At 61.5% G+C, this 24,654-nt stretch carries 18 protein-coding genes; 7 read left to right on the top strand and 11 right to left on the bottom strand.

The window, feature by feature from the left end; translation table 11 throughout:
• Window positions 1–66: 66 nt before the first annotated feature.
• The 8 genes from AC2FNL_RS15215 to AC2FNL_RS15180 all read right to left on the bottom strand — a co-directional run bounded on the left by AC2FNL_RS15215 (window position 67) and on the right by AC2FNL_RS15180 (window position 9,018).
• Window positions 67–1,278, bottom strand: coding sequence for a saccharopine dehydrogenase family protein (locus AC2FNL_RS15215; protein ID WP_496834165.1), 1,212 nt, complete (start codon window positions 1,276–1,278; stop codon window positions 67–69).
• Between the two features lie 23 nt (window positions 1,279–1,301).
• Complete coding sequence (speA, locus tag AC2FNL_RS15210; RefSeq protein WP_496834164.1) at window positions 1,302–3,191, bottom strand: biosynthetic arginine decarboxylase; 1,890 nt, start codon at window positions 3,189–3,191, stop codon at window positions 1,302–1,304.
• A gap of 99 nt (window positions 3,192–3,290) precedes the next feature.
• The gene (locus AC2FNL_RS15205; RefSeq protein WP_496834163.1) at window positions 3,291–4,379 is read right to left on the bottom strand and encodes a DUF1513 domain-containing protein; all 1,089 of its coding nucleotides are present in this window, start codon (window positions 4,377–4,379) and stop codon (window positions 3,291–3,293) included.
• A 3-nt stretch (window positions 4,380–4,382) separates the two neighbouring features.
• On the bottom strand, window positions 4,383–5,393 hold the full coding sequence (locus AC2FNL_RS15200; protein ID WP_496834162.1) for an imelysin family protein: 1,011 nt from the start codon (window positions 5,391–5,393) through the stop codon (window positions 4,383–4,385).
• Window positions 5,394–5,396: 3 nt separating this feature from the next.
• Window positions 5,397–6,944: a di-heme oxidoreductase family protein gene (locus AC2FNL_RS15195; RefSeq protein WP_496834161.1), complete on the bottom strand. Its 1,548-nt coding sequence runs from the start codon at window positions 6,942–6,944 to the stop codon at window positions 5,397–5,399.
• Window positions 6,904–7,389 carry a bacterioferritin gene (gene bfr / locus AC2FNL_RS15190; RefSeq protein WP_149776400.1) on the bottom strand — a complete coding sequence of 162 codons (486 nt, stop codon included), beginning with the start codon at window positions 7,387–7,389 and terminating at the stop codon, window positions 6,904–6,906. Before bfr ends, AC2FNL_RS15195 begins: the two co-directional genes overlap by 41 nt.
• Complete coding sequence (locus AC2FNL_RS15185) at window positions 7,337–7,630, bottom strand: (2Fe-2S)-binding protein (RefSeq protein ID WP_093964444.1); 294 nt, start codon at window positions 7,628–7,630, stop codon at window positions 7,337–7,339. Before AC2FNL_RS15185 ends, bfr begins: the two co-directional genes overlap by 53 nt.
• 116 nt (window positions 7,631–7,746) lie before the next feature.
• Window positions 7,747–9,018 carry an imelysin family protein gene (locus AC2FNL_RS15180; protein ID WP_496834160.1) on the bottom strand — a complete coding sequence of 424 codons (1,272 nt, stop codon included), beginning with the start codon at window positions 9,016–9,018 and terminating at the stop codon, window positions 7,747–7,749.
• 284 nt (window positions 9,019–9,302) lie between these two features.
• Between AC2FNL_RS15180 and AC2FNL_RS15175 the strand changes: the two genes are divergently transcribed.
• Window positions 9,303–9,821 carry a ZrgA family zinc uptake protein gene (locus AC2FNL_RS15175; protein ID WP_496834159.1) on the top strand — a complete coding sequence of 173 codons (519 nt, stop codon included), beginning with the start codon at window positions 9,303–9,305 and terminating at the stop codon, window positions 9,819–9,821.
• 12 nt (window positions 9,822–9,833) lie between these two features.
• Here AC2FNL_RS15175 and speB read toward each other — a convergent pair whose 3' ends face one another.
• Window positions 9,834–10,799 (bottom strand): agmatinase, encoded by a 966-nt coding sequence (speB, locus tag AC2FNL_RS15170; RefSeq protein WP_170339534.1) that lies wholly within the window; start codon window positions 10,797–10,799, stop codon window positions 9,834–9,836.
• Window positions 10,800–11,149: 350 nt separating this feature from the next.
• Here speB and AC2FNL_RS15165 point away from each other — a divergent pair, with 350 nt between their 5' ends.
• Entirely contained in the window at window positions 11,150–14,818 is a 3,669-nt protein-coding gene (locus tag AC2FNL_RS15165) for a flavoprotein (RefSeq protein WP_496834158.1), read from the top strand.
• On the opposite strand, the gene AC2FNL_RS15160 is transcribed toward AC2FNL_RS15165, so the two are convergent.
• Together AC2FNL_RS15160 and AC2FNL_RS15155 are read right to left on the bottom strand one after the other, a co-directional pair.
• Window positions 14,799–16,016, bottom strand: coding sequence for a hypothetical protein (locus AC2FNL_RS15160; protein ID WP_496834157.1), 1,218 nt, complete (start codon window positions 16,014–16,016; stop codon window positions 14,799–14,801). The two genes, AC2FNL_RS15165 and AC2FNL_RS15160, sit on opposite strands and share 20 nt — an antisense overlap.
• A complete protein-coding gene (locus AC2FNL_RS15155) occupies window positions 16,013–19,312 on the bottom strand; it encodes an adenylate/guanylate cyclase domain-containing protein (RefSeq protein WP_496834156.1) in 3,300 nt (1,099 codons plus the stop codon). Before AC2FNL_RS15155 ends, AC2FNL_RS15160 begins: the two co-directional genes overlap by 4 nt.
• Window positions 19,313–19,593: 281 nt before the next feature.
• Here AC2FNL_RS15155 and napF point away from each other — a divergent pair, with 281 nt between their 5' ends.
• Genes napF through napH form a run of 5 tightly spaced genes read left to right on the top strand, consistent with a single transcriptional unit; the run spans window position 19,594 to window position 24,645 of the window.
• A complete protein-coding gene (gene napF / locus AC2FNL_RS15150) occupies window positions 19,594–20,106 on the top strand; it encodes a ferredoxin-type protein NapF (RefSeq protein WP_496834155.1) in 513 nt (170 codons plus the stop codon).
• Window positions 20,103–20,396 (top strand): chaperone NapD, encoded by a 294-nt coding sequence (locus AC2FNL_RS15145; protein WP_170356960.1) that lies wholly within the window; start codon window positions 20,103–20,105, stop codon window positions 20,394–20,396. Before napF ends, AC2FNL_RS15145 begins: the two co-directional genes overlap by 4 nt.
• Window positions 20,393–22,885: a nitrate reductase catalytic subunit NapA gene (gene napA / locus AC2FNL_RS15140; RefSeq protein ID WP_496834154.1), complete on the top strand. Its 2,493-nt coding sequence runs from the start codon at window positions 20,393–20,395 to the stop codon at window positions 22,883–22,885. The genes AC2FNL_RS15145 and napA overlap by 4 nt, the downstream gene beginning before the upstream one ends.
• A 27-nt stretch (window positions 22,886–22,912) precedes the next feature.
• The gene (napG, locus tag AC2FNL_RS15135) at window positions 22,913–23,731 is read left to right on the top strand and encodes a ferredoxin-type protein NapG (RefSeq protein WP_170434149.1); all 819 of its coding nucleotides are present in this window, start codon (window positions 22,913–22,915) and stop codon (window positions 23,729–23,731) included.
• Complete coding sequence (gene napH / locus AC2FNL_RS15130; protein WP_170365084.1) at window positions 23,728–24,645, top strand: quinol dehydrogenase ferredoxin subunit NapH; 918 nt, start codon at window positions 23,728–23,730, stop codon at window positions 24,643–24,645. Before napG ends, napH begins: the two co-directional genes overlap by 4 nt.
• Window positions 24,646–24,654: the final 9 nt, after the last annotated feature.

The following is a 24,654-nucleotide window of genomic DNA, read 5'->3' as shown; positions in this document are numbered from 1 at the left end:
ATGGCGACCCCCCGGGATGTTTTGGGCCAGATGAAGCAGGGCGGTCGCGCGGACCGCCCCGAGGGATCAGAATTCGACCGGGCCGTCGAATTCGTGGACCTGCCAAGGCAGGCCGTGCTTGTTCAGCATGTCCATGAAGTCATCCGGGTCGAGCTGCTCCATGTTCCACACGCCCGGCTCGCGCCAGTTGCCTTTCAGCACCTGGGCCGCGCCAATCATGGCGGGGACGCCGGTGGTGTAGCTGACGGCCTGGCTGCCGACCTCGCGGTAGCATTCCTCGTGGTCGCAGATGTTGTAGATGTAGTAGGTCTTTTCGCCCGAGCCGTCCTTGGCCTGGCCGGTGGCGATGTCGCCGATGCAGGCCTTGCCCTTGGTCTCGGCGCCCAGGTCGCCGGGATCGGGCAGCAGGGTTTTCAGGAACTGGATCGGGATGATCTCGACCCCGTTGTGGACCACCGGGTCGATCCGGGTCATGCCGACATTCTGCAGCACCTTGGCATGGGTGATGTAGGCATCGCCGAAGGTCATCCAGAAACGGGCGCGTTCGATCTCGGGGAAGTGGGTCGAGAGAGACTCGAGCTCCTCGTGATACATCAGGTACATGTTCTTGGGTCCGATGCCGGGGAAGTCGAACTCGACCTTGTGGGTCATGGCCGGTGTCACTTTCCACTCGCCGCCTTCCCAGTGGCGGGCGTCGGCCAGAACCTCGCGCAGGTTGATCTCGGGGTTGAAGTTGGTGGCGAATTCCTGATCGTTCTGGCCGCCATTGGCGTCCAGCACGTCGATCTGGCGGATCGTGTCCAGCTTGTGCGTCTTGAGCCATTTGGCGAAGACGCTGGTCACGCCCGGATCGAAGCCCGAGCCCAGGATAGCGGTTAGGCCGGCCTGCTTGAACCTGTCCTGATAGGCCCATTGCCAGTGGTATTCGAACTTGGCCTCGTCCTCGGGCTCGTAATTGGCAGTGTCGAGGTAGTGGCAGCCGGCCTCGAGGCAGGCATCCATCAGAACCAGGTCCTGATAGGGCAGGGCCAGGTTCACTAGAAGCTCGGCCCCGGTGTCCTTGATCAGCTTGACGGTGTCGGCGACCTTGTAGGCGTCAAGCTCGGCAGTCTTGATGTCGACGCCGGTGCGTTCCTTGACCGATTTGGCGATGGCGTCGCATTTCGCCTTGGTGCGGCTGGCCAGCGTGATCTCGGTGAAGATGTCGGAATTCATCGCCATCTTGTGCACGGCGGCGTGGCTGACGCCACCTGCGCCAACAACCAGTGTCTTGCCCATGGGAAATTCTCCTTTCGCCGGGGTTATTCGTAGTAGGTATAGCCGTTGATGCTGTCGCGGTAAGCGCTCATCAGGGTTTTGCGGTCCTTGGCCTGAAGCGTGCCGGTCGAGATCGCCTCGTCCACCATCTTGCGGAAGGCGGCGATGCAGTCGCTTGGGTCGAACTCGACATAGGACAGGACTTCGCTGATCGTGTCACCCTCTTGTTCGTGCAGCAGGTCGAACCCGCCGTCGGCGCGCAGGTCAATGGTGACCACGTTCGTGTCGCCGAACAAGTTGTGCAGATCGCCCAGTGTTTCCTGATAGGCGCCGACGAAAAATACGCCCATGTAATAGTCGCGATCTTCGGGCAGGGAATGCACGGGCAGGCTGGGCGAGACGCCCTCGGCCAGGATGAACCGGTCGATCTTGCCGTCACTGTCGCAGGTGATGTCGGACAGCACCGCGCGGCGGTCGGGGGGCTGGTTCAGCATCTGCAGCGGCACGATCGGGTGCAGCTGGTCGATCGCCCAGACATCGGGCAGCGACTGGAACAACGAGAAGTTGCAGTGATAGATATCGGCCAACTTTTCCAGCTGGTCGTCCACATCAGTTTCGACCTCGTCCGAGGCCGCCAACGCCTTGATCCGCGCCATCAGCGACAGGTAGATGCGCTCGGCCCGGGCCATCTGGCGCAGGTCCACGTAACCGCGGCGAAACAGGGCGCGCAACTCGTTGCGATAGAAGGTGGCGTCGTTCCAGCATTCCTGCAGGCGGTCGTGGCTGAGATAACCGTTCACCGCCGCCAGATCGGACACCATGTGGTGGTCGTCGGGTTCCACCTCGGGGCCATCGGGCGCGTCATACAGCGTGCTTTCCAGCACGTTGAACACCAGCATCGACGAAGTCGCCACTACCGCGCGCCCGCTCTCGGTCACCAGCGTGGGGTGGTCCACTTCGGCTTCGTCCATGGCATAGGCCACGGTTTCCACCACATTGGCGCAGTATTCCTCGACCGTGTAGTTGATCGAGTTCTCGGTGGCCTTCTTTTCGCCCGTGTAGTCGACGCCCATGCCGCCGCCCAGATCCAAGTGCGTCAGCGGTACGCCTTCGCGGGTCAGCTCAGTGTAATAACGGCAGGCCTCACCCACGGCGCGGCGTACGTCGTTCACGTCGGGCACCTGGCTGCCCAGATGCGAATGCTGCAGCTTCAGGCAATGCAGCAGGCCCGCATCGCGCAGCTTGTCGACGACCGCGACCAGCTGATCGGTGTTCATGCCAAAGGTCGACCGATCCCCCGAGCTTTCCTGCCATTTGCCGCTGATCTGGTTGGTCAGTTTCACCCGCACGCCCAGCAGCGGCTCGATGCCCAGCCGTTCGTAGACCTCGATGACCGTGTCGGCCTCTTTCGGGCTCTCCAACACGATGACCGTGTTGAACCCGATCTTGCGGCTGAGAATGGCCAACTCGATGAACTCTGCGTCCTTGACTCCGTTGCACACGATCAGCGCCTCGGGGGCCAGACGGTGCGCCAGTGCGATCACCAGTTCGGGCTTCGAACCGGCCTCGAGCCCGTAATTGTATTGCTTGCCGAACTCGACGATCCGGTCGACGACCTGCGCCTGCTGGTTCACCTTGATCGGGAACACGCCGCGATAGGACCCCTTGTAGCCGGTGCGCGCAATCGCATCGCGGAAGCTTTCGTTGATATGCGCGATCTCGTGCTCCAGATACGAGCTGATGCGCAGGATCATCGGCGCCTTGATCCCGCGCTGATCAAGGTCGTGCAGAATGCCAGGCAGGCTGATGGCCGCCGCATCGGGTGCCATGGGATTGCGCAGACCGATCTCGCCGTCCTCCGTCACCTCGATGAGGCCCTTGCCCCATTTTTCAACTCCGTAGATGGAATGCGGTGCGACGGGCGTCTGTTTCAATCAAGTCAGTCCTTGCGTTGCAGGCGTGGAAATTTCGCCCGCCAATACGGCAGCCGTTCGATTCTTCCAAGTGTAATCTGTATCGGAGGTTAGCCCAATTCAGATCGCAGGGCGAATGGGAACCAGATGGTTGTCCCAGTGGACCCGAGGATGTGGCGACACAGCCGGGTTTGGCCCGACCAAATGCCCCACATCGCCGTGCCCGGTGGTAAAGACAAAGCCGGATGGCCCGGGGCCCAACCCGCACACGTCGCTGAGCGAATGGGCGCGTTCAAAACGGGCTGCCTCGGCATCAAAGACGTGCAGCGCGTTGCCGCGCGGGCAGGTGATGGCGACCTGCCGCCCCTCGGCGGAAAAGGCGACACTGCCTGCATAGCCGACCAGCGTCGCCTGTATGTCTTCCGGAGCGGACAGAAGGTGGTAACGGTCACTCCGCCGATGCAGCCCCAACAGGGCCGGCTTGTGGGACAGGTCGCCTTGCCACTGCATCGCAAAGGCCAGCAGGCCATCCGCGCGAACGGCCAGATGCCGGATCGAATTCTTGTGCAGCGCCGCAGGCAGTTCGACCTGTTCCAGAACCGATCCGTCGAGGCTGACATAAGTCAGGTTCGTGCGCATGGTAGGCAGGTTCAGCTTGGTGCGCCCGGTATCCGGATGGGTTTCGATGCCGCCGTTGGCAATGGCCAGAGATTTGCCGTCGGGCATCAACACCACGTCATGGGGGCCGACCCCCGCCGAAGAAAACTCGCCCATCCGGGCATAGCCCTTGGCAGCGTCCCAGACGCCGATGACACCGGTGCCTGCCTCATAGTCGTTTTCGGTGGTGAACAACCGGCGGCCGTCGGGCGAAAACGCGCCGTGGCCGTAGAAGTGACGCCCGTCTGGCGCCTCGAGCCGGGCAAGCTGGTCCCCGGTCGCGCAATCGATCACCAGCGCAAACCGCCCCGGACGGCGCGCAAATGCAACGGCCCGCGCCAGATGGGGATGGGCGGCGGCGGCATGCCCGCGGCCGGGCAGGGGGATCGAGAACCGAACCTCCCCTGAAATGGTCAACCCGACCAGGCGGTACGACCCATCGTCGAACAGCGCAGCTGACAGGAAATCGGGCGAACCGACCGCAGCCCAGCCCGGCAGGGGGGCCAGAGTGGCCGCTGCCAAACCGGCCAGAAATCCTCGGCGGCTGGTCATGGGTCAGTCTCCGTCCAGCGAATTGAACCCGGCACTGATACCCAAGGTCGGACCCAACTGCGCGGCGGCAAGGCCGCGGATGTCGTTGATCGACTGCTGCAGCGCCTCGACCCGCAGCCGCCCCTGTGGCTCAGCCACGCCGGCCAGCGCGGGATCGTCCAGCGCCAGCGCCCGGGTGATGCTGCGGGCAAAGGCATCGTCCAGCGAGGCGGCAATCTGCGGGTGGTCGGCCGCCAGCCGCGCCGCCAGATCGCGCAGCGCCACCAGCGACAGTTCCACATGCCGCAGCGACCGCAGCGACCGCCGGGCCTCGGCCCGGTTGGGGCGGGGGCGGTCGAAACTGCCCATCGGGCGGCCCAGGCGCGTATCGGCTGTGAATTCGAGCCCGGTGACAAGGGCCTTGTAGAGCTCCTGCAGGGCTTCGTCTTCCGATCGGTAAACGCTGCCGGTACCGGGCTGGGTCAAGTTCGCTGCATAATCTGCCCAGTCGGCAGCGATCGCGGCGGCATTTCGGTGAATGTCGGACGCAATCGCACGGATCAGGTCGCAGTGATATGCTGCATCTCCCCGCCTGGAAAATTCGGGGTCGTACAACATGAGCTCCAGTGCAAAAAAGCCGCGCCCCGCGATCGATGTTTCGGCAAACGCAACTGCATCGGTGACCGCAGGATCCTGGGCCGAGATCATTCCGGTCAGAGCTTTGGGCGTAAAGCCCTTGGTGTCCGGCCAGAAGGCAAGGGCAAAAGCGCGATCATCGACTTCGGACGGACCAAATCGCAAATGGCTGGCAGAAATCCATGCATCGAACGCCGAATGGAATGCAGCGCGGAGGTTTTCGGAGACCGAAGAACAGTCCTGTTGCGCAACCTCGGAGAGTTCGGTCGACCTTTCGGAAAGCTGTTCAAATCTTGGAAGGATGTGGTTCTGCGCAACGTCTTCAGGAATGGTCGCCCGATCTTGAGCGGCCGCAGCCAAGGGAAACAGAATGGCGATGATCAGGGGGACAAGGCGCATCGGTCATAGGCTTTCAAGAAATTCGATCAGGGCGTCCCGATCTGGTTTTGGCATGGAAACGACCGCATCGCGCGCGGCTTGGGCCTCGCCCCCGTGCCACAGGACCGCTTCGAGCAGCGAGCGCGCGCGGCCGTCATGCAGGAACTGAGTGTGCCCCGAGACCCGTTCGGTCAAGCCGATGCCCCACAGCGGCGCGGTGCGCCATTCTCGGCCCGTTGCGCGGGCTTCGGGGCGGTTGTCGGCCAGTCCTTCGCCCATGTCGTGCAGCAGCAGGTCACTGTAGGGCCAGATCAGCTGGAAACTGTGCTCGGGCCGGTCGGGCAGGCGGTGGGTGACGAAAGCGGGCGAGTGACAGGACGCGCAGCCAATGGTGTGGAACACCTCCTTCCCGCGCAGAACCTGCGGGTCATTCACATCGCGCCGGGCGGGAACGCCCAGGTTGCCGCTGTAGAAGGCCACCAAATCCATGCCCTGCTGGTCGATCTCGAAGCCGCGTTCGTCGCCGTCACCATGCGGGGCGGCCTGGCAATCGGCCTGCGCCGGGGTGCAATCGCCAAAAGGCGCGGGGTAAAGCGGGCTGGAAATGCCGATATCGCCCGCGAAGGCCGCGGCCGACTGTTCCATGATCGTCGGCATGCCCGCCTTGTGCCCGAACCGGCCCAGCATGGGTTCGCCGAATTCCGTCGACCACACGATGTTGGGCCGCCCCGAGATCCCGTCTCCATCGGCGTCGTCCGGGTCGGCCTTGGCCAGGATATCCTCGGCCGGGATCGCCTCGAGCAGGCCCAGACCGATCATCTGCGGCGCCACGCGCGGACTGAGCATCGCGTCGGGGTGCAACGGCCCATAGCCTAGATCGGCCGCCCTGTAGGTAGGCTTGCGCAGCGACACGGTTTCGCCATCGGACAGCTCCACTGGTATTTCCTCGTAGGTGATGTCCAGCCGGTATTCGGCCTTGTGGCCGGGTAGGGCGAAATCCTGCATCTGGCCGCCATAGCTGGGTTCGGGCAGGGTGGCGAGATACCCCTCGATCCCTTCCGGCGCGTCCGCGGGCGTCCCGGGGATGGAAACGCGCAGGAACATCGAAATGGCGTTGTCCTCCGGTCCGGCAGGGGTGTGGCCACGCCCGTCCTTGATGTGACAGCGCTGACACGACCGCGCGTTGAACAGCGGCCCCAACCCATCCGAGGCCAGGGTCGAGGACGGGGACGACACCCAGACCTTCTTGAACAGCCCGTTGCCGACTTTGAAATCCAGCTCCTGCTCAAAGCTCAGGTTGGCCGAGGGTTGCGAGAATGCATCCGCATCGGTCCGGGCGCGCACCGTCGCGGCGCCTGCCGGCAGGTCCTCATAGCGCTGGGGCTGGGTGAAATCCGACGGCGCTGCGGTAACTGTGGCGATCCGTGCCCGTTCAGCGTCGGTTCGGGGGAGGGGGTTCAAATGACTGTCCCGCAGATCTTGAGACAGGGAAGGGGTGGCCGCAAGGACGGCCACCGCCAGAAAACCAGACCTATTCGGCCTCGTCCATTTTCGATGCATTGAGTTGCGCATAATTTGCTTCGCCGAGTCTTTCGTACAGATCGAGCTGGGTTTCGAGGAAATCGATATGGCCTTCTTCATCGGCCATCAGTTGTTCGAACAGCGCCATCGACACGAAGTCGCCGGCCTGTTGGCAGTATTCGCGCGCTTCCTTGTACAGGGCCCGGGCGTCGATCTCGGCCGCCAGGTCGCATTCCAGGGTTTCCTTGGGCGTCTGGCCGATGCGCAGCGGGTCGAGCTTCTGCAGGTTGGGGTGGCCGCCCAGAAAGATGATCCGCTCGATCAGCTTGTCCGCGTGCTGCATCTCTTCGATGCTTTCCTCGCGGCTTTTCTTGGCCATGTGGCCCAGGCCCCAGTCCTCCTGCAGGCGGTAATGCAGCCAGTACTGGCTGACTGCGGTCAATTCATGCCGCAGGGACTTGTTTAGGTATTCGATGACTTTGGGGTCGCCCTTCATCTGCACTCTCCTGTGTAGCATCCACGCGCAGGGCGCGGAGTTGCATGGGTACTTCGAGGTTATCGGTTGCGCGCATCGTGTCCAGAAACAGCGGCATACACCCGCCACAATCCGCCGATTTTCCCAAAGCATGGTAAATCTTGCCCGGCGTGATGATGGTTTGAGGATCTGCCGCGCGCATCCAGTCGATTGCCGCGCGGATGTCGTGATCCGTGATGTTGGTGCAGTGGCAGACGATCATGGCGACTCGGCTCTTTTTAATTCCTAGTCAAATAGTAGGGTATTTGCTTCGGGTCCAGACACAGCTTGCCGCAGGGCCGGGCGCAAGCGGTCGCTACGCCCGGCCGCTTTGGTTCATCAGTGGAAAACGGCGTCGGGGTTGTCGAGGCTGTCGGACCCTTCGAATGCGACATTGCCCAAGCCCAGCACGGACACGATGCGTTCGATCGTCTTGGTCTGATCGATCAGACCTTCGACGCCGCCCATGATCAGCGTTTCGCCACCGACGTTCCCGCGCTCGAGCATCTGATCGTATGCAAATCCGGCCTCGGCTGCGGTTTTGATCTGGCCGAGCGCGTACATTGTGGTGGCCAGCTTGGTCTTCATCTCGGTGTCCAGAGCCGGGTCCGAGGCTGCAACCAGATCCGACAGGGACGGACCCGAAACCGGAGTGCCGTCAATCCGGATATACCGACCCAGATAGACGTTCTGAATCCCCAAACCGTCATAATAGTGGCTGTTGTGCGTGTTGTCCGAGAAACAGTCATGCTCTTCTTCGGGGTCGTTCAGCATCAGTCCAAGACGCATGCGCTCACCGGCCTGTTCGCCATAGGACAGGGATCCCATGCCTGTCAGAATTGCACTGATGCCCGAGTCGGCGTCGTCGGTCAGAGCCGCGCGCGCGGCACCGTCGTCCTGCCATTGCGCGGCCATCCACTCCAGATCCGAAACCAGCAGGTCGGTCGCCGCCACCAGATACTGGGCTCGGCGATCGCAGTTGCCGCCGGTGCAGGACTCGTCTTGCGCATAATCCGTCCAAGGACGGTTGCCGGCGCCCTCGCCGTGACCATTCAGATCCTGGCCCCACAGCAGGAACTCGATGGCGTGATAACCAGTTGCCACATTGGCCTCGATCCCGTCGGCCTCGTGCAGGGTCTCAGACAGCAGCTCGGGCGTGATCTCGGTCGCGTCGACCGGCTGGCCAGACAGCTCAAAGCTGGGTGAGGCAATCACGTTCAGAACCGCAAGCTCGTTTTCGTCCGTCGCGCCGCCATAGGCCGCATCCACATAGTCGATCAGACCCTCGTCCAGAGGCCACGCGTTCACCTTGCCTTCCCATTCGTCGACGATGGGATTGCCGAAGCGATAGACCTCGGTCTGTTGGTACGGAACGCGCGCCGCAATCCAGGCCTGGCGTGCGGCGGTCAGGTTTTCAGCAGAAGGCTGTTCAACCAGTGCGGCAACGGCGGCCTGCAACTTGCGGGCAGCACGCAGACTGTCGTCATATTTTGCTTCGGCAATGTCAGCATAGGTGTCCAGAATGTCGACCTTGGCGGGGGCGTCGCCGGCGGCTGCTGCTGTTGCCATCAGCAAGGCTGCCAGGCTGGTCGTCGAAAATACGCGGGTCATGAAGTTCAGGCCTTCCTGTCGAAATAAATGGGCAAGAGCACCCGGTGCGGGTGCAGAGATGAATATTAACTGAGTGAAATTGTAAGTTATGTCAACCCGAGTCTTTGAGTCGGGAATTAATTGGGAAACACGCCGCTGTTTTGGCCAAATGCGGGTTGGCTGGATGGGTTCTCCGGATCTGTCTAGCCATTTCCGGCGGGGTCAGACGAGGTTGCGCGCCGTTGCCTGGGGATGGCGCGAAGATACAATGATGGTGTGATTCTTGAGTTGGTGGTGGTTGCGTGATGAGATCCCTGGCGTTTGCCCTTTGCGTGTTTCCCGTTGCGTTGGACGCGCAGCAGGAAGAGGCGCCAAAACCCGCAGCACTGGAGATCGCGTTTTTGGCTTCGGGGTACACGCTGTCTCTGTCTGTTCCCGCGTCAGAAATCGTTGACTTTGATCTTCCCGCTTCGAGCGCAGAGGAAAAGGCGAAGGTCGCGGTCGCCATTTCGGACCTGTCACAGCCCATGACCCTGTTCGCGGTCACGGCCGAGGCGGGTTGTGCCACGGCCACGGCGAACGTGGCGCTGGTGGGCGGTGAAGCCGGGTCGGCCTTGGGGTCTGACGATCACCGGCCCGAATTTCAGGCCGAATACACGATCAGGTGCAGCAACCTTCAGGCGCTTGGTGAAATGAGATTTGATTACTTCGACCGGTTTTCGCAGGCTGAACGCGTGGACGTGCGGGTTCAGTCCCCGGGTGGTAGTCACGCCGTCGCGGTCACACGAGAGACCCCGTTGGTTGATCTCTCCGAGTTGATGTGACCGGGGTTTCTTTCATTCCTTGTGGTGAAAGATGAAGCCGATGAAGTTCAGCAACAGCTGCGCGGCAAGGATCTGCGTGCTTTCAGTCGGGTCATAGGCCGGTGCAACTTCTACAAGGTCGATGCCGGCGACCTGCCCTTTCCGGGCAAGGCCCTGCAGGATTTCCAGAACGTCGTAGTACAAAAAACCGCCGTGGCTTGGTGTTCCGGTGCCCGGTGCAATGGATGGGCAAAACGCGTCAATGTCGATGGTCACGTAGTATCGGACGCCCGAGGGGATGCGGTCCAATACCCCCTGGGTCCCCAGGTTGCGGACCTGCCGGACCGACAAGATGTCGGAGCCGCGCGCGCGTGCATCCTCGTAACCTTCTTTCGCGGTCGATGAGACATTGCGGATGCCCAGTTGGGTCATACCCGAGACATAGTCCTTTTCGATCGCCCGCCGCATCGGGTTTCCATGGCCCGCCGTAACGCCATGACGCTCGTCCACAAAATCCAGATGTGCGTCGATCTGGACCACGTGAATGGGACCGTTTCGGGCGCAGTCTTGATCAAAGGCGTTGATGCAAGGAATGTTGACGGAATGGTCACCACCGATCGTCACGGGCAGAGCGCCGGCCTCAAGGATCTTGCGCACCCCGTATTCGATATTCGCGTGGCTGGCTTCGGTTTTGGTGTGGATGATGTCTGCATCCCCCAGATCGACGATGCGCACCTCTTCGCCCAAATAGGTGGCATCGTCCTCGTGATCATAAGCACCTGCATGACCAAAGCTGAACAGAGTCGATGCCTCGCGCACCGCACGCGGGCCGAACCGGGCTCCGGACCGGTATTGGCAGCCGAAGTCGAACGGGGCGCCCAGGATGGCGACATCGGCATCGATCCGGTCCCAATCCTGCACATATGGCTTCTTACCGAATGTGGCGATGCCGACGAATGGCAGATTCAGGCGGCCGGATTCATATCCATGTTTTGACATTGGGGGCTCCGTTGCTTTGAACCGGCCGCGGGTCTGGCGGGTTGCTTGCACGTTGGCGTCTATCACCCGATCAATCAAGGCCGCTTTGCCGCAGCGGCGCATCAAGTTGCGAAGCCGGGTAAACCCCACAATCCCAGTGATTTTTCTACAAATCTGTACTAAGAATGCAGGTATCGCTCGTATTGCCTGTGCAAATTGAGGGGTGGAGTCAGCATTGAATGGCGCCACGCGTCGGGCGGTCTGCCGTTTGTCCGGCGGGGGAGACTGCAAAGTGCAAATGCTGATTTCAGGAAAGTGACCACGAAATACGAAACCATTGCGCCACTGACTTTTTGGGGGAGGAACTGGCCGTGACCACACAAACGATTTCCAATTCAAAACCGATTGAAGCCACATCTGCCGATTGGGAGAAGATATTCGCCGTCTTGCCCGGCGAAAAGGTGCGGCAGAGCGCCGAGCGGCTCAGGCAGCATTTCGATCTGTTCGAAGTTCTTGAGAACACGGTACTACCGCCGCGCGGGATGTATGTGGTTTTGGACGGCATCGTGAAGCTGCGCCAGAACGACGTCGATCTGGCGACCGCCGATACCGGGGACTATTTCTACGAAGAGCATCTGGAGATCCGCGACATACCGGTCAGCCTGCAGGCCGTGGCCTTGCCCGGCACTCGGCTTGCCTTTCTGGCTAGTAACGAGTGGCTGGATATTCCCGCGGAAATTCGACGCGAATGCTACGCCACGCTGTTCGGCGATCTGGTCAGTGTGCATCTTCAGAATTTCCAGCAGCCGATCAACTGCTGCAGCGTGACCGCGGCCGCGCTGAGCATGTCGGCGCTGGGCTTCAGTTGTGAGGTGAACGACATCTTCCGGGTCTGCGAACTGCCCACCAGCTTTGTCGTCAATGACGGCATCTCGCTGGGTGAACTGTTCGACGTGGCCTGCACTTACATTCATTCACAGGGTCTGCGCGACCTTGTGCAGGTCCAAGCCTATTTCATGGACGAGGCGACGACCTCGGTGCCGCTGCTGCTTGAAGCGATTGACGAATCCAACCGACTGGGTGGGGACAACGACATTCTGGTGGCGAATTTTCAGGTTGGGGTCGCGCATGGAAAGCCGACAATGCCCGGAGGTCATTTCGCGGTGATCGCCAAGTGCAACCCCAGCACCGGGTTGGTGCACATGATGGACGTGCATCCCGAAAAATACGGCAAGCTGTGGGTCACCACGATCGACCGCCTGTACGCGGCCATGTCCGACCGTGACGGCACCTCGATGCGAGCGCGCGGGTTGTTGCGGTTTTCCGCGCGCGAGGCGGTCAAGACCACGTTGCAGACTTTCCGGCAGGACTGCAACTATGTGGACAGCACCCGGTATCTGGCCCGCGACCCCAAGAAGCGCCGCAACCTGTTCCGGCGGGCCAGCCCAAACATGAACAGCCTAGGCGTTCTGGCCGAAAGCCTGCAGATACTGGGCGATGTCCAGGTCACCGAAGACAAGCTGCTGATCGCGACCCAGACCTCGTACACCGAGGCACTGAGCCGGGTTTCGACCGCCAAGAAGATGAGCGAGATGGCTCAACGGTATCTGGCTGGAACGTCCGAGGTGCATATCGGCAGCACGTTCCGCAGTTACGCGGAACGACCCGGCAAGGACAAAAGGTCGCCGCAAGACTGGTTCCGCGATCAGCTGCGCAGTCTGAACGAACATGAGGGGCGCCACCTGATGATCAACATCGACTTCAACCGCGTGTTGGGGTTCGAGGTGATCCGGCCGCCCGAAAACGTGTTCCGCGAGACGGCGCTGCTGGAAGAGTTCTGGTGCCTGTGCGTGGCCTATGACGAAAAGGCCGACCTTGTCACCGTCGTCGACATGAGCCCGGCCACATCGCAGGTCTGGCAGGCGCCACGCGGGCATATCTTTCGCGGGCTGCGCGACCTGAAAAGCCCGGCCATGCTGGTGATCGAAGAGACCCAGGCCCCGGAAGACCCCAGCGACGTGGCGCGGATCGTCCGGGAAAACCCGCTGGTTCTGTTCTACGAGGATGAGGACCCGTGGTCGAACATGCTGAAGAACATTCTGGCCAATATCGGCGCGACAGGTCTGAAACTGGTCGATGTCGCCGGACACGGGGCCAACGCCATGAAAATGCGCCGGCAACTGGTGGCCGAAAGCAGCAAGGAAAAGGTGCCTTACCTGTTCTTCCAAGGGAAATGCCTGGGCAAGCGCAGCGACATCGTCGACATGATCCTGGACGGCAGCCTGCAGGAAGACATGAAGAAAGCCGGTCTGCCTGTCTTGCTGCGCCACGAGTCGCCGAGCCTCGACAAGAACATATTCGGATATCCCAAGGGTGGATTGACGGCCCCGCCAAACGGTCGCCGGAACGTTCTGCTGTGCGCCTGCGGCTCGTCGGCTGCGGACAAGGTGCCTCAGTTGGTCGCCCGGATCACCGAGGCAGGTCACAATGTGAAACTGATCCCTTCGGTTTCGGCCGAAAAGTTCTTTCGCGATATTGGGACCGACAAGGCCAGCGAGGCCCGCAAGGCAAAAAAGACCGGGAAGAAAACCAAAACGGTCGACGACTACATCACCCACAACGATTACTACCGCGACGATGACGAGTGGAACTTTCGCTATACCGAGTTCGGGATGCCCTTGCGCGCCTCGCATCTTGCGCTGTGCGACTGGGCCGATTGCGTGATCGTCGCGCCGGTCACCTGCAACACGATGGGCAAGATCGCCAACGGCATTGCCGATAACCTGCTGACCTCGGTCTTTGTGGCCTGGCAATACCGCAACAAGCCGGCGATCCTCTGTCCGGCTTGCAACACCAACATGTGGAACAACGTCACCACCCAGAACAATGTCGAAAAGCTGCGCGATCTGGGGATCGATCTTGTCGGCCCCCGCAAGGGGCGCTTGTCGAACGGGATGATGGGCATCGGCATGATGGCCACGCCCGACCAGATCATGGAGGTGTTGGAAGAAGCCTTCGAAGAGCTGGAAAACCACGAACACAACATCTGCAAATGGGCGCAGGATGCTGCGGCCTCGGATGACTTCGCCCAATGGGAGCCGGTGTTTCAGGCCATAGATGATGGGGTCGCCGGTATCGACATTGTCGATGACCATAATGGCGACACGCTGCTGCACTATGCGGCCGGGGGCGAGGGCGAGCTGACCGAGAACGGGCAAGATCTGGGAAAACCGGACATCGAGGCGGCCAAGGCCCTGATCGCAAGAGGTATCAACGTGAACGCGGTCAATGACCACGGATTTACCAGCCTGCATGTCGCCGTGATGAACAACTCGGCCGAGATGGTCGAAACCCTGCTGGCGGCGGAGAGCATCGATGCAAGCCCTCTGATCCACTTTCTGCAGGATCCGGTGCGGTCCAGGGGCATCAGGGTGTCGGACGAGATCCGCGCGATGTTGGACGAATGGGCCAACACGCACGCCCTGTCAGAACCGGAAGAGGTTGAAGACGAAGACGACCTGATCGATGAACGCGAAAAGACCTACCTGTATTTCACCTACGGATCGCTCAAGAAAGGATTTCCTAACCACGACGCTCATGCGGACGTTCTGGATGATTTCGTTGGACAGGCGGTCACTCGGCAGCCCATGCCCCTGATCGTTCCGAAAGAGCCGTTTTGCGACAACCCCAACTGTGCCTATCTGCACCGCATGGCCACACTGGTGGATCGCAAGGGCACTGGCCGTCCGATCAAGGGCGAGGTCTACCGGGTCACCTCGGGCGGGTTGAAGGAGTTGGACAAGCTCGAGGGCTTTCACGGACCGGGCGCGGCTGACAATGTCTATGTCCGCAAGCGGATCAATGTTCTGATGGATGGGGTCAAAAAACCGGCCTATGTCTACGTCATCGCCAATCCGGAAAAATACCTTGCCGAACTGGAAAGTGGTGCGTCCGAGTTGGTCGACGAATACTCGATCGACATGGCCACCGGGACGCTCAAGCCCGGGTATGAGGCGGCCGCTAGCCGTCCTGATGCGTGATGGCCTCGGGTACATCCCTTGACGGAGGTGACTTGAGGCTGAGGTTGTAGGCGGTGATCGCGATCATGCAGCTCAGGACAAATGGCCAGAACGCGGCCTTTGGAATCAGGTTGTCACGATAGTGGATCAAGCGCAGCGACGGCGCGGACTCGGAGACGAACAGATAGGTGTTCACCGACACCACAAGCAGCATGAAATACATCAGGAAAAAGAACGACTCCATGTAGATCACCGGTGACCCAGCAAAACCCTCGCGCAATTGCACATGCGCCAGCAGGATCACGAAGAACAGGACCGAGCAGGTGCCGATCACGCTTGAGGTGCTGAAATCGTGCCGTTCGACCAGGTTCGGCTTCCGCGTCACCGTCATTACGGCGCCGAACAGAAGCATCGTGACCACGATCAATGGGATCATGTGAACCACGAAGGCGTTCGCAAAGTTGCGTTTTATGACAAAGTTGTAGTGCAGTTCGGGCAGTCTGGTCTGAAACTCGTTCTGGTTGATGCCCAGCGTCGTGTCCAAATCAGACAGCTTGTAGTCAAAATAGGTATTTTCGCGTTCCCAGGTGCCCATGACGATGCGGTTGTCGATCCCGAAAATGTCCTTTGGCCCAGTCGCGGGATAGGCGTCGAAGTCGGGAACCAAGGCGACGTTCACGTTAAATCGGCCCGGCCAGAACCTTACCCAGACGGTTTTGTGGTCGAAAGGATAGCTGGTGTAGTCGAAGGATTGGCGCAGGGTCTGCTCAAAGTACCAGCCGATCACTTCGCCACCGGGTTCTGGCATCCGGTAGGCTTCTTCGATGAGCCCGCTCCCGACATCCACGGACTCGGGCAGAAGGAACCCGGCCTGACCGGGTTCGGGTTTGATCGCATCATGGACGCCGGTTCGATAGTGTTGCCAGACATAGCCCGTGACGTGGATATCGCTTGCATCGACGAAACTGAAGGATTTGAGGAATATTCCCGTCCTGACCCGATAATCCGGCGCGTTCTCCAGCGACTCGAGATAGGTATCGACCGAGGCCTGATCCGGCAATTGGGTCGGGTCCTGCTCGAAATGGTTCAGCGATGCCCAAAGGTAGAACAATACGGCCGTCAGTATCAGCGACACGAGGCCTGACAGGCCCCAGACCATTTTCTCGACCGTCATTCCGCGCCCTGTTTCTTCCTGTTGTTCTATCGTCATGCGGTTCATGCCGTCGGTTGACCGGCCATCCCGGCCACCGGGAAATCCAGATGCCCCATCAGCGACCGCACCACGCCCAGGTCATCGAACTGCGATCGAAGTTCGGGAAACTCGGCGTGGTTAGACAGGGCGAGGCCCTGTTGCCCGGTCGCAGCCAGAAGGCGCGTGTGACGGATGGACAGATCGGCCATCGGCAGCGGTTCTGGGGCGGTGAACTCGGACAAGGCGTCGGCAAAGCGGATCGCGCGGTCCCAATCCTGGCGGGCCAGCATCACGGCGCAGGCATCTGCGTAGAAATGCAAGTGGCTATGCCCAACGCAGCCTTCACCCAGTATCCTGACGCCCTGATCCAACAAATCATCCTGGGCATCCGGATCGTCCAAAGCCAAGGCCAATGCCGACAGTGCCTTGGGGCCGACAAAGTTGCGGCCATGTTCCAATGCGATTTCCACGGCGCGCCGCCCCACCTGTTCAGCCTCGTGCCTTTGCCCGGCATAAACCTGCGCCCGGGCCAGATGTTCCAGCGCCTGAGCCTCGAGTCGCTTGGCACCGACGCGCTGGGCGATATCGGCGGATCGGATGAAGGCCTGCAGCGCGCCGTCCATGTCATCCTGAAAGGTGCACGCGACGCCCAAGCAGGTCTGCGCGACACATTCCGGCACGAAGGCAAAGTACTTCTGCGAGATTTCGATGGCTTCCTGCGCATCGGCCCGGCCCTGCGCCACGTCACCTGAGTAACTGCGGGCAACACTGAGATTGTGAAGGTTGGCGGCCAAGTCCCGGACCAATCCTTTGTCCCGCGCTCTTTCGACGGCCTGAGTGTAGAACCCTGCGGCGGTGCGCATTGCGGCATTCATGAAATTTGCATCGCCAAAGCCGCTGAGCGCGCCGACCTCAAGCCGAACGGATTCCAGCTTGCGCGCCAGCGTCAGCGCTTTTTCGTTGCTTTGCAGAGCATCCGAGACCCGTCCCAGCGGGAAATAGATGTTTCCGCGGACATAGCTGATCTGGGCCAGATCCCGTTCCGATCCTATACGGTCAGCGGCGGCCTCGGCGATGTCGAGGCTGTGCAGCGCATCCTCGTACAGGCTGGCCTGGCGCGCGGCCTGTGCCAGACCGATATGAACGCGGCAGATCTGCGCGTCAGTCTCGGCCAGGGCGGCGGCTTCGTTGAACTCGCTCAGGGCCTTGTCCGACAGGCCCTGAAGGCGATGGGTTTCCGCCCGGGCACACATCAGGTCAAACCGGATACCCGGCGGCGCCGAAAGCTCGAGCGCGCGTTCGATCAGCGGGCTGGCCTCGTCAAACTGGAAGGCCTGGATCAGGTTTTCAGCGGCCTCCAGATAGGCTTCGGCTGCGTTGGAGGCGTCGGCACGGTCCAGGTGTTGGGCGCGCAAGGTGGCGTCCTTGCCTTCGTACCAGCTTGCTGCCTGCCGGTGCAGCCGGGCGCGCTCGGACTTGACCAACGTGGCGTAGGATCCGTCGCGGATCAGAGCATGCGCAAACATCAGATCTGCCCCGGCCTCGCGGATCAGGGCCGAGCGGATCAGGTCGGACGTGTCCAGATGGCCTTCACCCAGCAGATAATTCAGAACTTCGGGCGAGAACCGCTGCCCCAGAACCGATGCTGCCTGAATCGCCGTTCTGCTACGACGATCCAACCCGTCCAGACGGGATTGCACGATGCCTTGGATGCTGCCGGGGACAGTGTCGCGGGTCAGGCCGTCGATATTGCGCAGCAGTTGCTCGAGAAACAGGGGATTGCCTCCGGCGCGTTGCACGCAGGTTTCCAACAGCTCTGGGTCGATGGCGGTGAATTCCTCGACCAGTTTCCGCGCCTGTTCGTCACCCATCGGTGACAGCTCCAGCTTGGATACCAGCGCACCGTCCGTTCCCATCTGCCATTCCCGATCGATCGGATCGCCTTCGACCCGACTGGTCATCATCAGAACGCAAGGCAAGTCCCGCGTCGCGGCAGCCATGTAAGAACACATGGTCAGAATGTCCGGTGGCGCCCAATGGATGTCCTCGACCTGGAGCAGAAGGGGGGCCTCGCGGCTGCGGGCCTGCAGCAGTTCGTCGATGACCTGTCGCCGACCCCGCATGCGTGCGGCGTTGTCCATCGCGGCATAGACTTCGGCCAGCCCGGGATCCTGTTCAAGTTCGAGCAGGGCGCTCAGATGGGCTGAACTGGCGGGGTTGATCCACCCCCGGTCGATCGCGTCATGAGCGGCCGCGGTGCTGGCATCGGAGTTGTCGGTCGGGTCGAGGCCCAGAAGGCTGCGGGCGATGGACTGGATGGCCGAATGTCCCTCGCGTGTGCCGAAATCCATCACCACGCCCCCGTGGATCGAATAGGACCGGTTTGCGGCCAGCTCGGCCACCTGTTCCGAAAAGTGGGTCTTGCCGATACCGGGTTCGCCAAGAATGATGTGAACCTCACCCTTTCCATGGCGCTGGCACCGGTCGAATGTTGCCGAGAACAGCGACATCTCGCGTTCCCGCCCGATGAATTTGTGGCGCCGCGTGCGAATGTTCCGGGCCAGACGGTCCAGACGCCAGATTCCGACCTCCTTGTTAAGGCCCTTGATTGCCTTGGTGCCGATCGCCTCGCCAACGAACAGTGGGCCAAGCGCGCGCTGGATGTCATCCGACACCAGCGTCTGACCCGGCGCAGATATGTCGGTCAGGCGGGACGCAAGATTCACGCCGTCCCCGGTCACGGTGTATTCGGTATGGGCCTCGCTTCCGGTGGTGCTGGCAATGACCTGCCCCGAGGCGATGCCGATATGGCACGACAGGGGCGGGTCAAGTGTGGGCAGCGCGGCGTGAATCTCCAACGCTGCGCGGGCCGCCCGTTCGGTGTCATTGGTGTGCGAGATCGGCGCCCCGAACACCGCCATGACGGCGTCTCCGATATGCTTGTCGATCCGGCCTCCAAATTTCTCGACGGCGCGGTCGACCTTGCGAAAGAACGCATTCAGCAGCGCGTGCATGTCTTCGGCGTCGTGTTCGCTGGACAATTTGGTAAAGCCGGTCAGGTCCGCGAAAAGAACAGTGACCTGACGTTTCGCCGGTTCCAGTTCGACCTCGGGTTCAAACGCGCCGACGGTTTCCGGGACGTCCAGCTCGGATATCGCGCGCAGCAACCGGCGACGGTCGCCGACGGCAGTCACCCCGATCTCGCGCAAATCCTCGCCCGTAAGTTCAGGAAGAATTGCAAAGTCGATTTTGTTTTCCGCGAACGCTTGGGCGTAATCGGACAACCCAAGGGCGCTCAGCCATTCCCTTAGGTCGCCAGACATTGGTGCCCTCAGAAGTATCCACCCGCAGGCAGCCTAGTACAGACCACCGGGTCGAGTCTGCATTTTTTATAGTAATATTCGATTATGACTGCGCAATCCGCCGTTTCCGGTTTTTCGGATCAGCTTTGTGCCGCGCCTTTCCAGAGTTGGATTTCAGGAAGGATTCGTTTGCTCAATCCATGAGCAAATCTGATCAAGATCAAGTCAGAGTTGACTCGTATCCGCTATCCACGCAGCATGAACGGAGTACCACAAATGTTTCTAGAACAGGTGGGCGGCACATGTCTGCAGTAGCCAGCAGGCGCGCGTTCCTGACAGGACGCCTGCCTCGCGAAGACGACAGCGTGAAGCGGCCGCCAGGAGCGGCGCGCGAAAACTTCCACGATCTCTGCACTCGATGCGGCGACTGTGTCTCGGTTTGCCCCGAGGATGTTTTGGCGATGGACGACGCGGGCTTGCCGGTGTTTCAGCCGCAGCAGGGTGGCTGCACCTTTTGTGGAGACTGCGCGGTTGCCTGCAAGACCGACGCATTGAGCCCGGACCGGTTCGCCGAGTGGCCGTGGCGCGCGAAAGTGTCCGACACCTGCCTTTCGGCAAATGGAGTCAGTTGCCGGGTGTGCCAGGACAGCTGCGATCAAGGGGCCATCCGATTCCGCCTGAAAACCGGAGGCCGCGCCGAAGTGAACCTGGACCTGGCATCATGTGTCGGTTGCGGGGCCTGCTCGGCCGCATGCCCGACCGGTGCCGTTTCCCTCGAGAGATACCAGCCCGCCACAGTGGAGGTGCGTGAATGAATATCTGTGGATGCCTGGTGCATGTCGCGCCGGACCAGACCTCAGCGGCACGGTCGGCGATGACCGCGTTCGACGGGGTCGAAATCCATGCCGAATCCGACGACAGCCGGTTCGTTGTCGTCGTCGAGGACACGCCGACACGGCTAGCGTCCGAGATCATCATGGACCTGCACCAGATCCCCGGGGTCGTCTCGCTGACCCTGACCTATCACCATTTCGAAGATCTAGCGGAGACCCGTCCGCGTGCCGAAACTCCCAGCCAAAATTCCAGCCGGAGGCCCTTGTCATGACCATTTCCGAATCTCGCCGTACGTTTCTGAAAGCAACCGCCGCCGCAGCGACAGCGTCCGCGGCCGGTATCCCGCTGGCGACTGGCCAAGCTGCCGCCCAAGTCGCCAATGCCGACATCCGCTGGGATAAGGCGCCTTGCCGGTTCTGCGGCACGGGCTGCTCGGTTCTGGTGGGCACCAAGGAAGACCGCGTGGTTGCCACGCAAGGCGACCCGGACGCTCCGGTGAACCGGGGGCTGAACTGCATCAAGGGCTATTTCCTGTCCAAGATCATGTACGGCAAGGACCGTCTGACCACCCCGTTGCTGCGCAAGTCGAACGGCGTCTATGACAAGAACGGTGACTTCGAACCTGTCAGCTGGGACGAAGCCTTCGACGTGATGGCCGAGAAGTGGAAAGAGGCGCTGGCCAAGAAAGGCCCGACCAGTGTGGGCATGTTCGGCTCGGGACAGTGGACCGTGTGGGAAGGCTATGCCGCCGCCAAGTTGATGAAGGCCGGGTTCCGCACGAACAACATCGACCCGAACGCGCGGCACTGCATGGCCTCGGCCGTGGTGGGCTTCATGCGTACCTTCGGCATTGATGAACCGATGGGCTGCTATGACGACCTCGAACATGCCGACACGTTCGTGCTGTGGGGCTCGAACATGGCCGAGATGCATCCGATCCTGTGGTCGCGCCTGACCGATACCCGCTTGACCAAGCCGGGCGCGCAGGTGCACGTGCTGTCGACTTTCGAGCACCGCTCGTTCGAGCTGGCCGACAACGGTATCATCTTCAAGCCGCAGACCGATCTGGCGATCCTGAACTACATCGCAAACCACATCATCCAGACCGGCGCGGTGAACGAGGAGTTCGTCAAGAACCACGTCAACATCACCAAGACCGCCACCGACATCGGTTACGGCCTGCGCGAGACCAACCCGCTGCAACAGGCCGCTGCGAACCCGGACTCGGGCAAGCTGGAGCCGATCTCGTTCGAGGAATACGCCGCCTCGGTTGCCGACTACACGCTGGAGTACGTCTCCGAGTTGTCGGGCGTGCCGGCGAACCAGCTTGAGCAACTGGCCAAGGAATATGCCGACCCGAACCGCAAGGTCATGAGTCTGTGGACCATGGGCTTCAATCAGCACACCCGCGGGTCCTGGGTGAACTCGTTGATGTACAACGTGCACCTGCTGGTGGGCAAAATCTCCGAGCCGGGCAACTCGCCGTTCTCGCTGACCGGTCAGCCTTCGGCCTGTGGCACCGCGCGCGAGGTTGGCACTTTTGCACACCGTCTGCCCGCCGACATGGTGGTGACCAATGATGAACACCGCAAGATCACCGAGACCAAGTGGAACATTCCCGCAGGCACCATTCCGCCCAAGCCGGGTTTCCACGCGGTTCTGCAGAACCGCAAGCTGAAGGATGGTGACCTGAACGTCTATTGGGTGCAGTGCAACAACAACATGCAGGCCGCGCCCAATATCAACGAGGAAGGCTATCCCGGCTATCGCAACCCAGAAAACTTCATCGTCGTATCGGATCCGTACCCAACGGTGACTGCCGTTGCGGCCGACCTGATCCTGCCCACCGCCATGTGGGTCGAGAAAGAAGGCGCCTATGGCAACGCCGAACGCCGCACCCAGTTCTGGCGTCAGCAGGTCAAGGCCCCGGGCGAGGCCAAGTCGGACCTGTGGCAGCTGATGGAGTTCTCGAAACGCTTCACCGTCGAGGAGGTTTGGGACGAAGAGCTGCTGGCCAAGATGCCCGAGCATCGCGGCAAGACCCTGTTCGACGTGCTGTTTGCCAACGGCAAGATCGACCAGTATCCGCTGTCGGAAACCGCCGAAGGGTTCCACAACGACGAATCCGAGCATTTCGGTTTCTACGTTCAAAAGGGCCTGTTCGAGGAATATGCCAGCTTTGGCCGCGGCAAGGCGCATGACCTTGCACCCTTCGAAACCTACCATCAGGCGCGCGGGCTGCGCTGGCCTGTCGTAGACGGGAAAGAAACGCTCTATCGCTTCCGCGAAGGCTATGACCCGTATGTGCCCGAAGGCTCAGAGGTCAAATTCTATGGCCACAAGGACGGGAAGGCCAAGATCATCTTTGCGCCTTACGAGCCGGCAGCAGAGGAGCCGGACGAAGAGTTTGATCTCTGGCTGTGCACCGGCCGGGTGCTGGAGCACTGGCATTCCGGGTCGATGACCCGCCGCGTGCCCGAGCTGCACCGCGCCTTCCCCGCCGCCGTTGTGTTCATGCACCCCGAGGACGCAAAGGAACGCGGCGTGCGCCGCGGGCAGGAGATCGTGCTGTCCACCCGCCGCGGCGAGGTGATCAGCCGTGTCGAGACCCGTGGTCGCAACAAGGTGCCGCGTGGCCTCGTGTTCATGCCTTGGTTCGACGAGGGCCAGCTGACCAACAAGCTGACGCTGGATGCGACCTGCCCGCTGTCCAAAGAGACGGACTTCAAGAAATGCGCCTGCAAGGTCGAGCGGGCGTAAGGGCAGGGATCGCAAAGGTCGCGTGTAATGTCTCTGGTCGGCAAACCTCTTTCGCCGCAACGGCGCCGGTTCCTGCAGGACTCGGCGCGCGCGGCGGGTGGCTGTCTGGTCGCCGGGTCGGTGCTGGCCTATCTGGCCCGGGACGCCCGCGCCCTGCCAGCCGAGGCCTTGCGACCGCCGGGGGCATTGCCCGAAAATGATTTTATGGGTGCCTGCATCCGCTGCGGGCTGTGCGTCCGCGATTGCCCCTATGACACGCTGAAGCTGGCCGAGTTGGGAGTCGATGCGATGGCGACCGGTACGCCGTATTTCATCGCCCGCGACGTGCCCTGCGAGATGTGCGAAGATATCCCCTGTGTTGCGGCCTGCCCGACTGGGGCGCTGGACAAGGGGTTGCAGGATATCGACGGCGCCAAGATGGGTGTTGCGGTTCTGGTCGATCAGGAGAACTGCCTGAACTTCCTGGGGCTGCGCTGCGACGTGTGCTATCGCGTGTGCCCCGTGATCGACGAGGCGATCACGCTGGAACTGTCGCACAACGACCGGTCCGGCCACCACGCGATCTTTGCGCCGACGGTTCATGCCGACCGCTGCACCGGCTGTGGCGTCTGCGAGAAAAGCTGCGTTCTGCCCGAGGCGGCGATCAAGGTTTTGCCCGCACGGCTGGCGCGCGGCAGTTCGGCCGAGCATTACCGCAAGGGATGGGAAGAAAAGGCCGAAAAGGGCGGGCCGCTGGTCGAAGGCATCATCGACCTGCCCGATCGCCTGCCCGGACCGGGCGCGGACAACCTTGCCGCGCCGGGCGGGTACGAACCGGGCTACAACCTTCCGGGGGCAGGCCAATGACGGCGCGGACACATATGCCCGTCGGGCACGAGGCCCGCGAGGTCAAGGGATGGGTCGGCGCCCATCGGTTCCTGCTGCTGCGGCGGTTCAGTCAGGTGTTCTTTCTGGCGCTGTTCCTGTTGGGACCGTGGTTCGGCATCTGGATCGTCAAGGGCACGCTGGCCGGATCGTTGACGCTGGACGTGCTGCCGCTGACCGATCCGTTCATCCTGCTGCAGGGGCTGGTGGCCGGCCACTGGCCGGAAATGACCGCGCTGATCGGCGGGCTGATCGTTCTGGTGGCCTATGCGCTGATCGGAGGGCGGGTCTATTGCTCGTGGGTGTGCCCGATCAACCCGGTCACGGATGCCGCGCATTGGCTGCACCGTCGGCTGGACCTGTCCAAAGGCTGGCAGCCCAAACGCAGCACCCGATTGTGGATATTGGCGACCGTTCTGATCGTGTCCGCCCTGACCGGCGTGATTGCATGGGAACTGGTGAACCCCATCACCATGCTGCACCGCGGGCTGGTCTTTGGCATGGGTTTTGTCTGGGCGATGGTCGTGGCGATCTTTGTCTTTGACCTGTTCGTGGCCCGGCACGGATGGTGCGGCCATATCTGCCCGGTCGGTGCCTTCTACGGCCTGATCGGCGCCAAGAGCCTGCTGCGGGTCAGCGCGACCAATCGCGCCGCCTGTGACGACTGCATGGATTGCTATGCGGTCTGTCCAGAAAACCAGGTGATCTCGCCCGCACTGAAGGGCAAGCCGGGATCCAGCCCGCTGATCCTGTCGCCCGATTGCACCACATGCGGCCGCTGCATCGACGTGTGCTCGGTCGACGTATTCAAACTTACCCACCGGTTCGATGACGCCGTCGTCGCGCCACCCGATCCAGCCGCCGCGCCAGAACCGCGCGCCGCCAGACCTGCTTAAGGGAGTGCC

Source organism: Ruegeria sp. CRTD044 (assembly GCF_059613485.1).
The sequence above is the reverse complement of the archived record's forward strand: the minus strand, read 5'-3'. Positions and strand labels throughout refer to the sequence as shown.

Excerpts from the sequence above, each read along its gene's own strand:
- AC2FNL_RS15145 (WP_170356960.1), top strand. The coding sequence starts at position 20,103 with ATGAATATCTGTGGATGCCTGGTGCATGTCGCGCCGGACCAGACCTCA.
- AC2FNL_RS15180 (WP_496834160.1), bottom strand. The coding sequence starts at position 9,018 with ATGACCCGCGTATTTTCGACGACCAGCCTGGCAGCCTTGCTGATGGCA.
- bfr (WP_149776400.1), bottom strand. The coding sequence starts at position 7,389 with ATGAAGGGCGACCCCAAAGTCATCGAATACCTAAACAAGTCCCTGCGG.
- AC2FNL_RS15200 (WP_496834162.1), bottom strand. The coding sequence starts at position 5,393 with ATGCGCCTTGTCCCCCTGATCATCGCCATTCTGTTTCCCTTGGCTGCG.
- napA (WP_496834154.1), top strand. The coding sequence starts at position 20,393 with ATGACCATTTCCGAATCTCGCCGTACGTTTCTGAAAGCAACCGCCGCC.
- napH (WP_170365084.1), top strand. The coding sequence starts at position 23,728 with ATGACGGCGCGGACACATATGCCCGTCGGGCACGAGGCCCGCGAGGTC.
- AC2FNL_RS15155 (WP_496834156.1), bottom strand. The coding sequence starts at position 19,312 with ATGTCTGGCGACCTAAGGGAATGGCTGAGCGCCCTTGGGTTGTCCGAT.
- AC2FNL_RS15215 (WP_496834165.1), bottom strand. The coding sequence starts at position 1,278 with ATGGGCAAGACACTGGTTGTTGGCGCAGGTGGCGTCAGCCACGCCGCC.
- speB (WP_170339534.1), bottom strand. The coding sequence starts at position 10,799 with ATGTCAAAACATGGATATGAATCCGGCCGCCTGAATCTGCCATTCGTC.
- AC2FNL_RS15175 (WP_496834159.1), top strand. The coding sequence starts at position 9,303 with ATGAGATCCCTGGCGTTTGCCCTTTGCGTGTTTCCCGTTGCGTTGGAC.
- AC2FNL_RS15160 (WP_496834157.1), bottom strand. The coding sequence starts at position 16,016 with ATGAACCGCATGACGATAGAACAACAGGAAGAAACAGGGCGCGGAATG.
- AC2FNL_RS15195 (WP_496834161.1), bottom strand. The coding sequence starts at position 6,944 with ATGCGCAACTCAATGCATCGAAAATGGACGAGGCCGAATAGGTCTGGT.
- napG (WP_170434149.1), top strand. The coding sequence starts at position 22,913 with ATGTCTCTGGTCGGCAAACCTCTTTCGCCGCAACGGCGCCGGTTCCTG.
- AC2FNL_RS15205 (WP_496834163.1), bottom strand. The coding sequence starts at position 4,379 with ATGACCAGCCGCCGAGGATTTCTGGCCGGTTTGGCAGCGGCCACTCTG.
- napF (WP_496834155.1), top strand. The coding sequence starts at position 19,594 with ATGTCTGCAGTAGCCAGCAGGCGCGCGTTCCTGACAGGACGCCTGCCT.
- AC2FNL_RS15185 (WP_093964444.1), bottom strand. The coding sequence starts at position 7,630 with ATGATCGTCTGCCACTGCACCAACATCACGGATCACGACATCCGCGCG.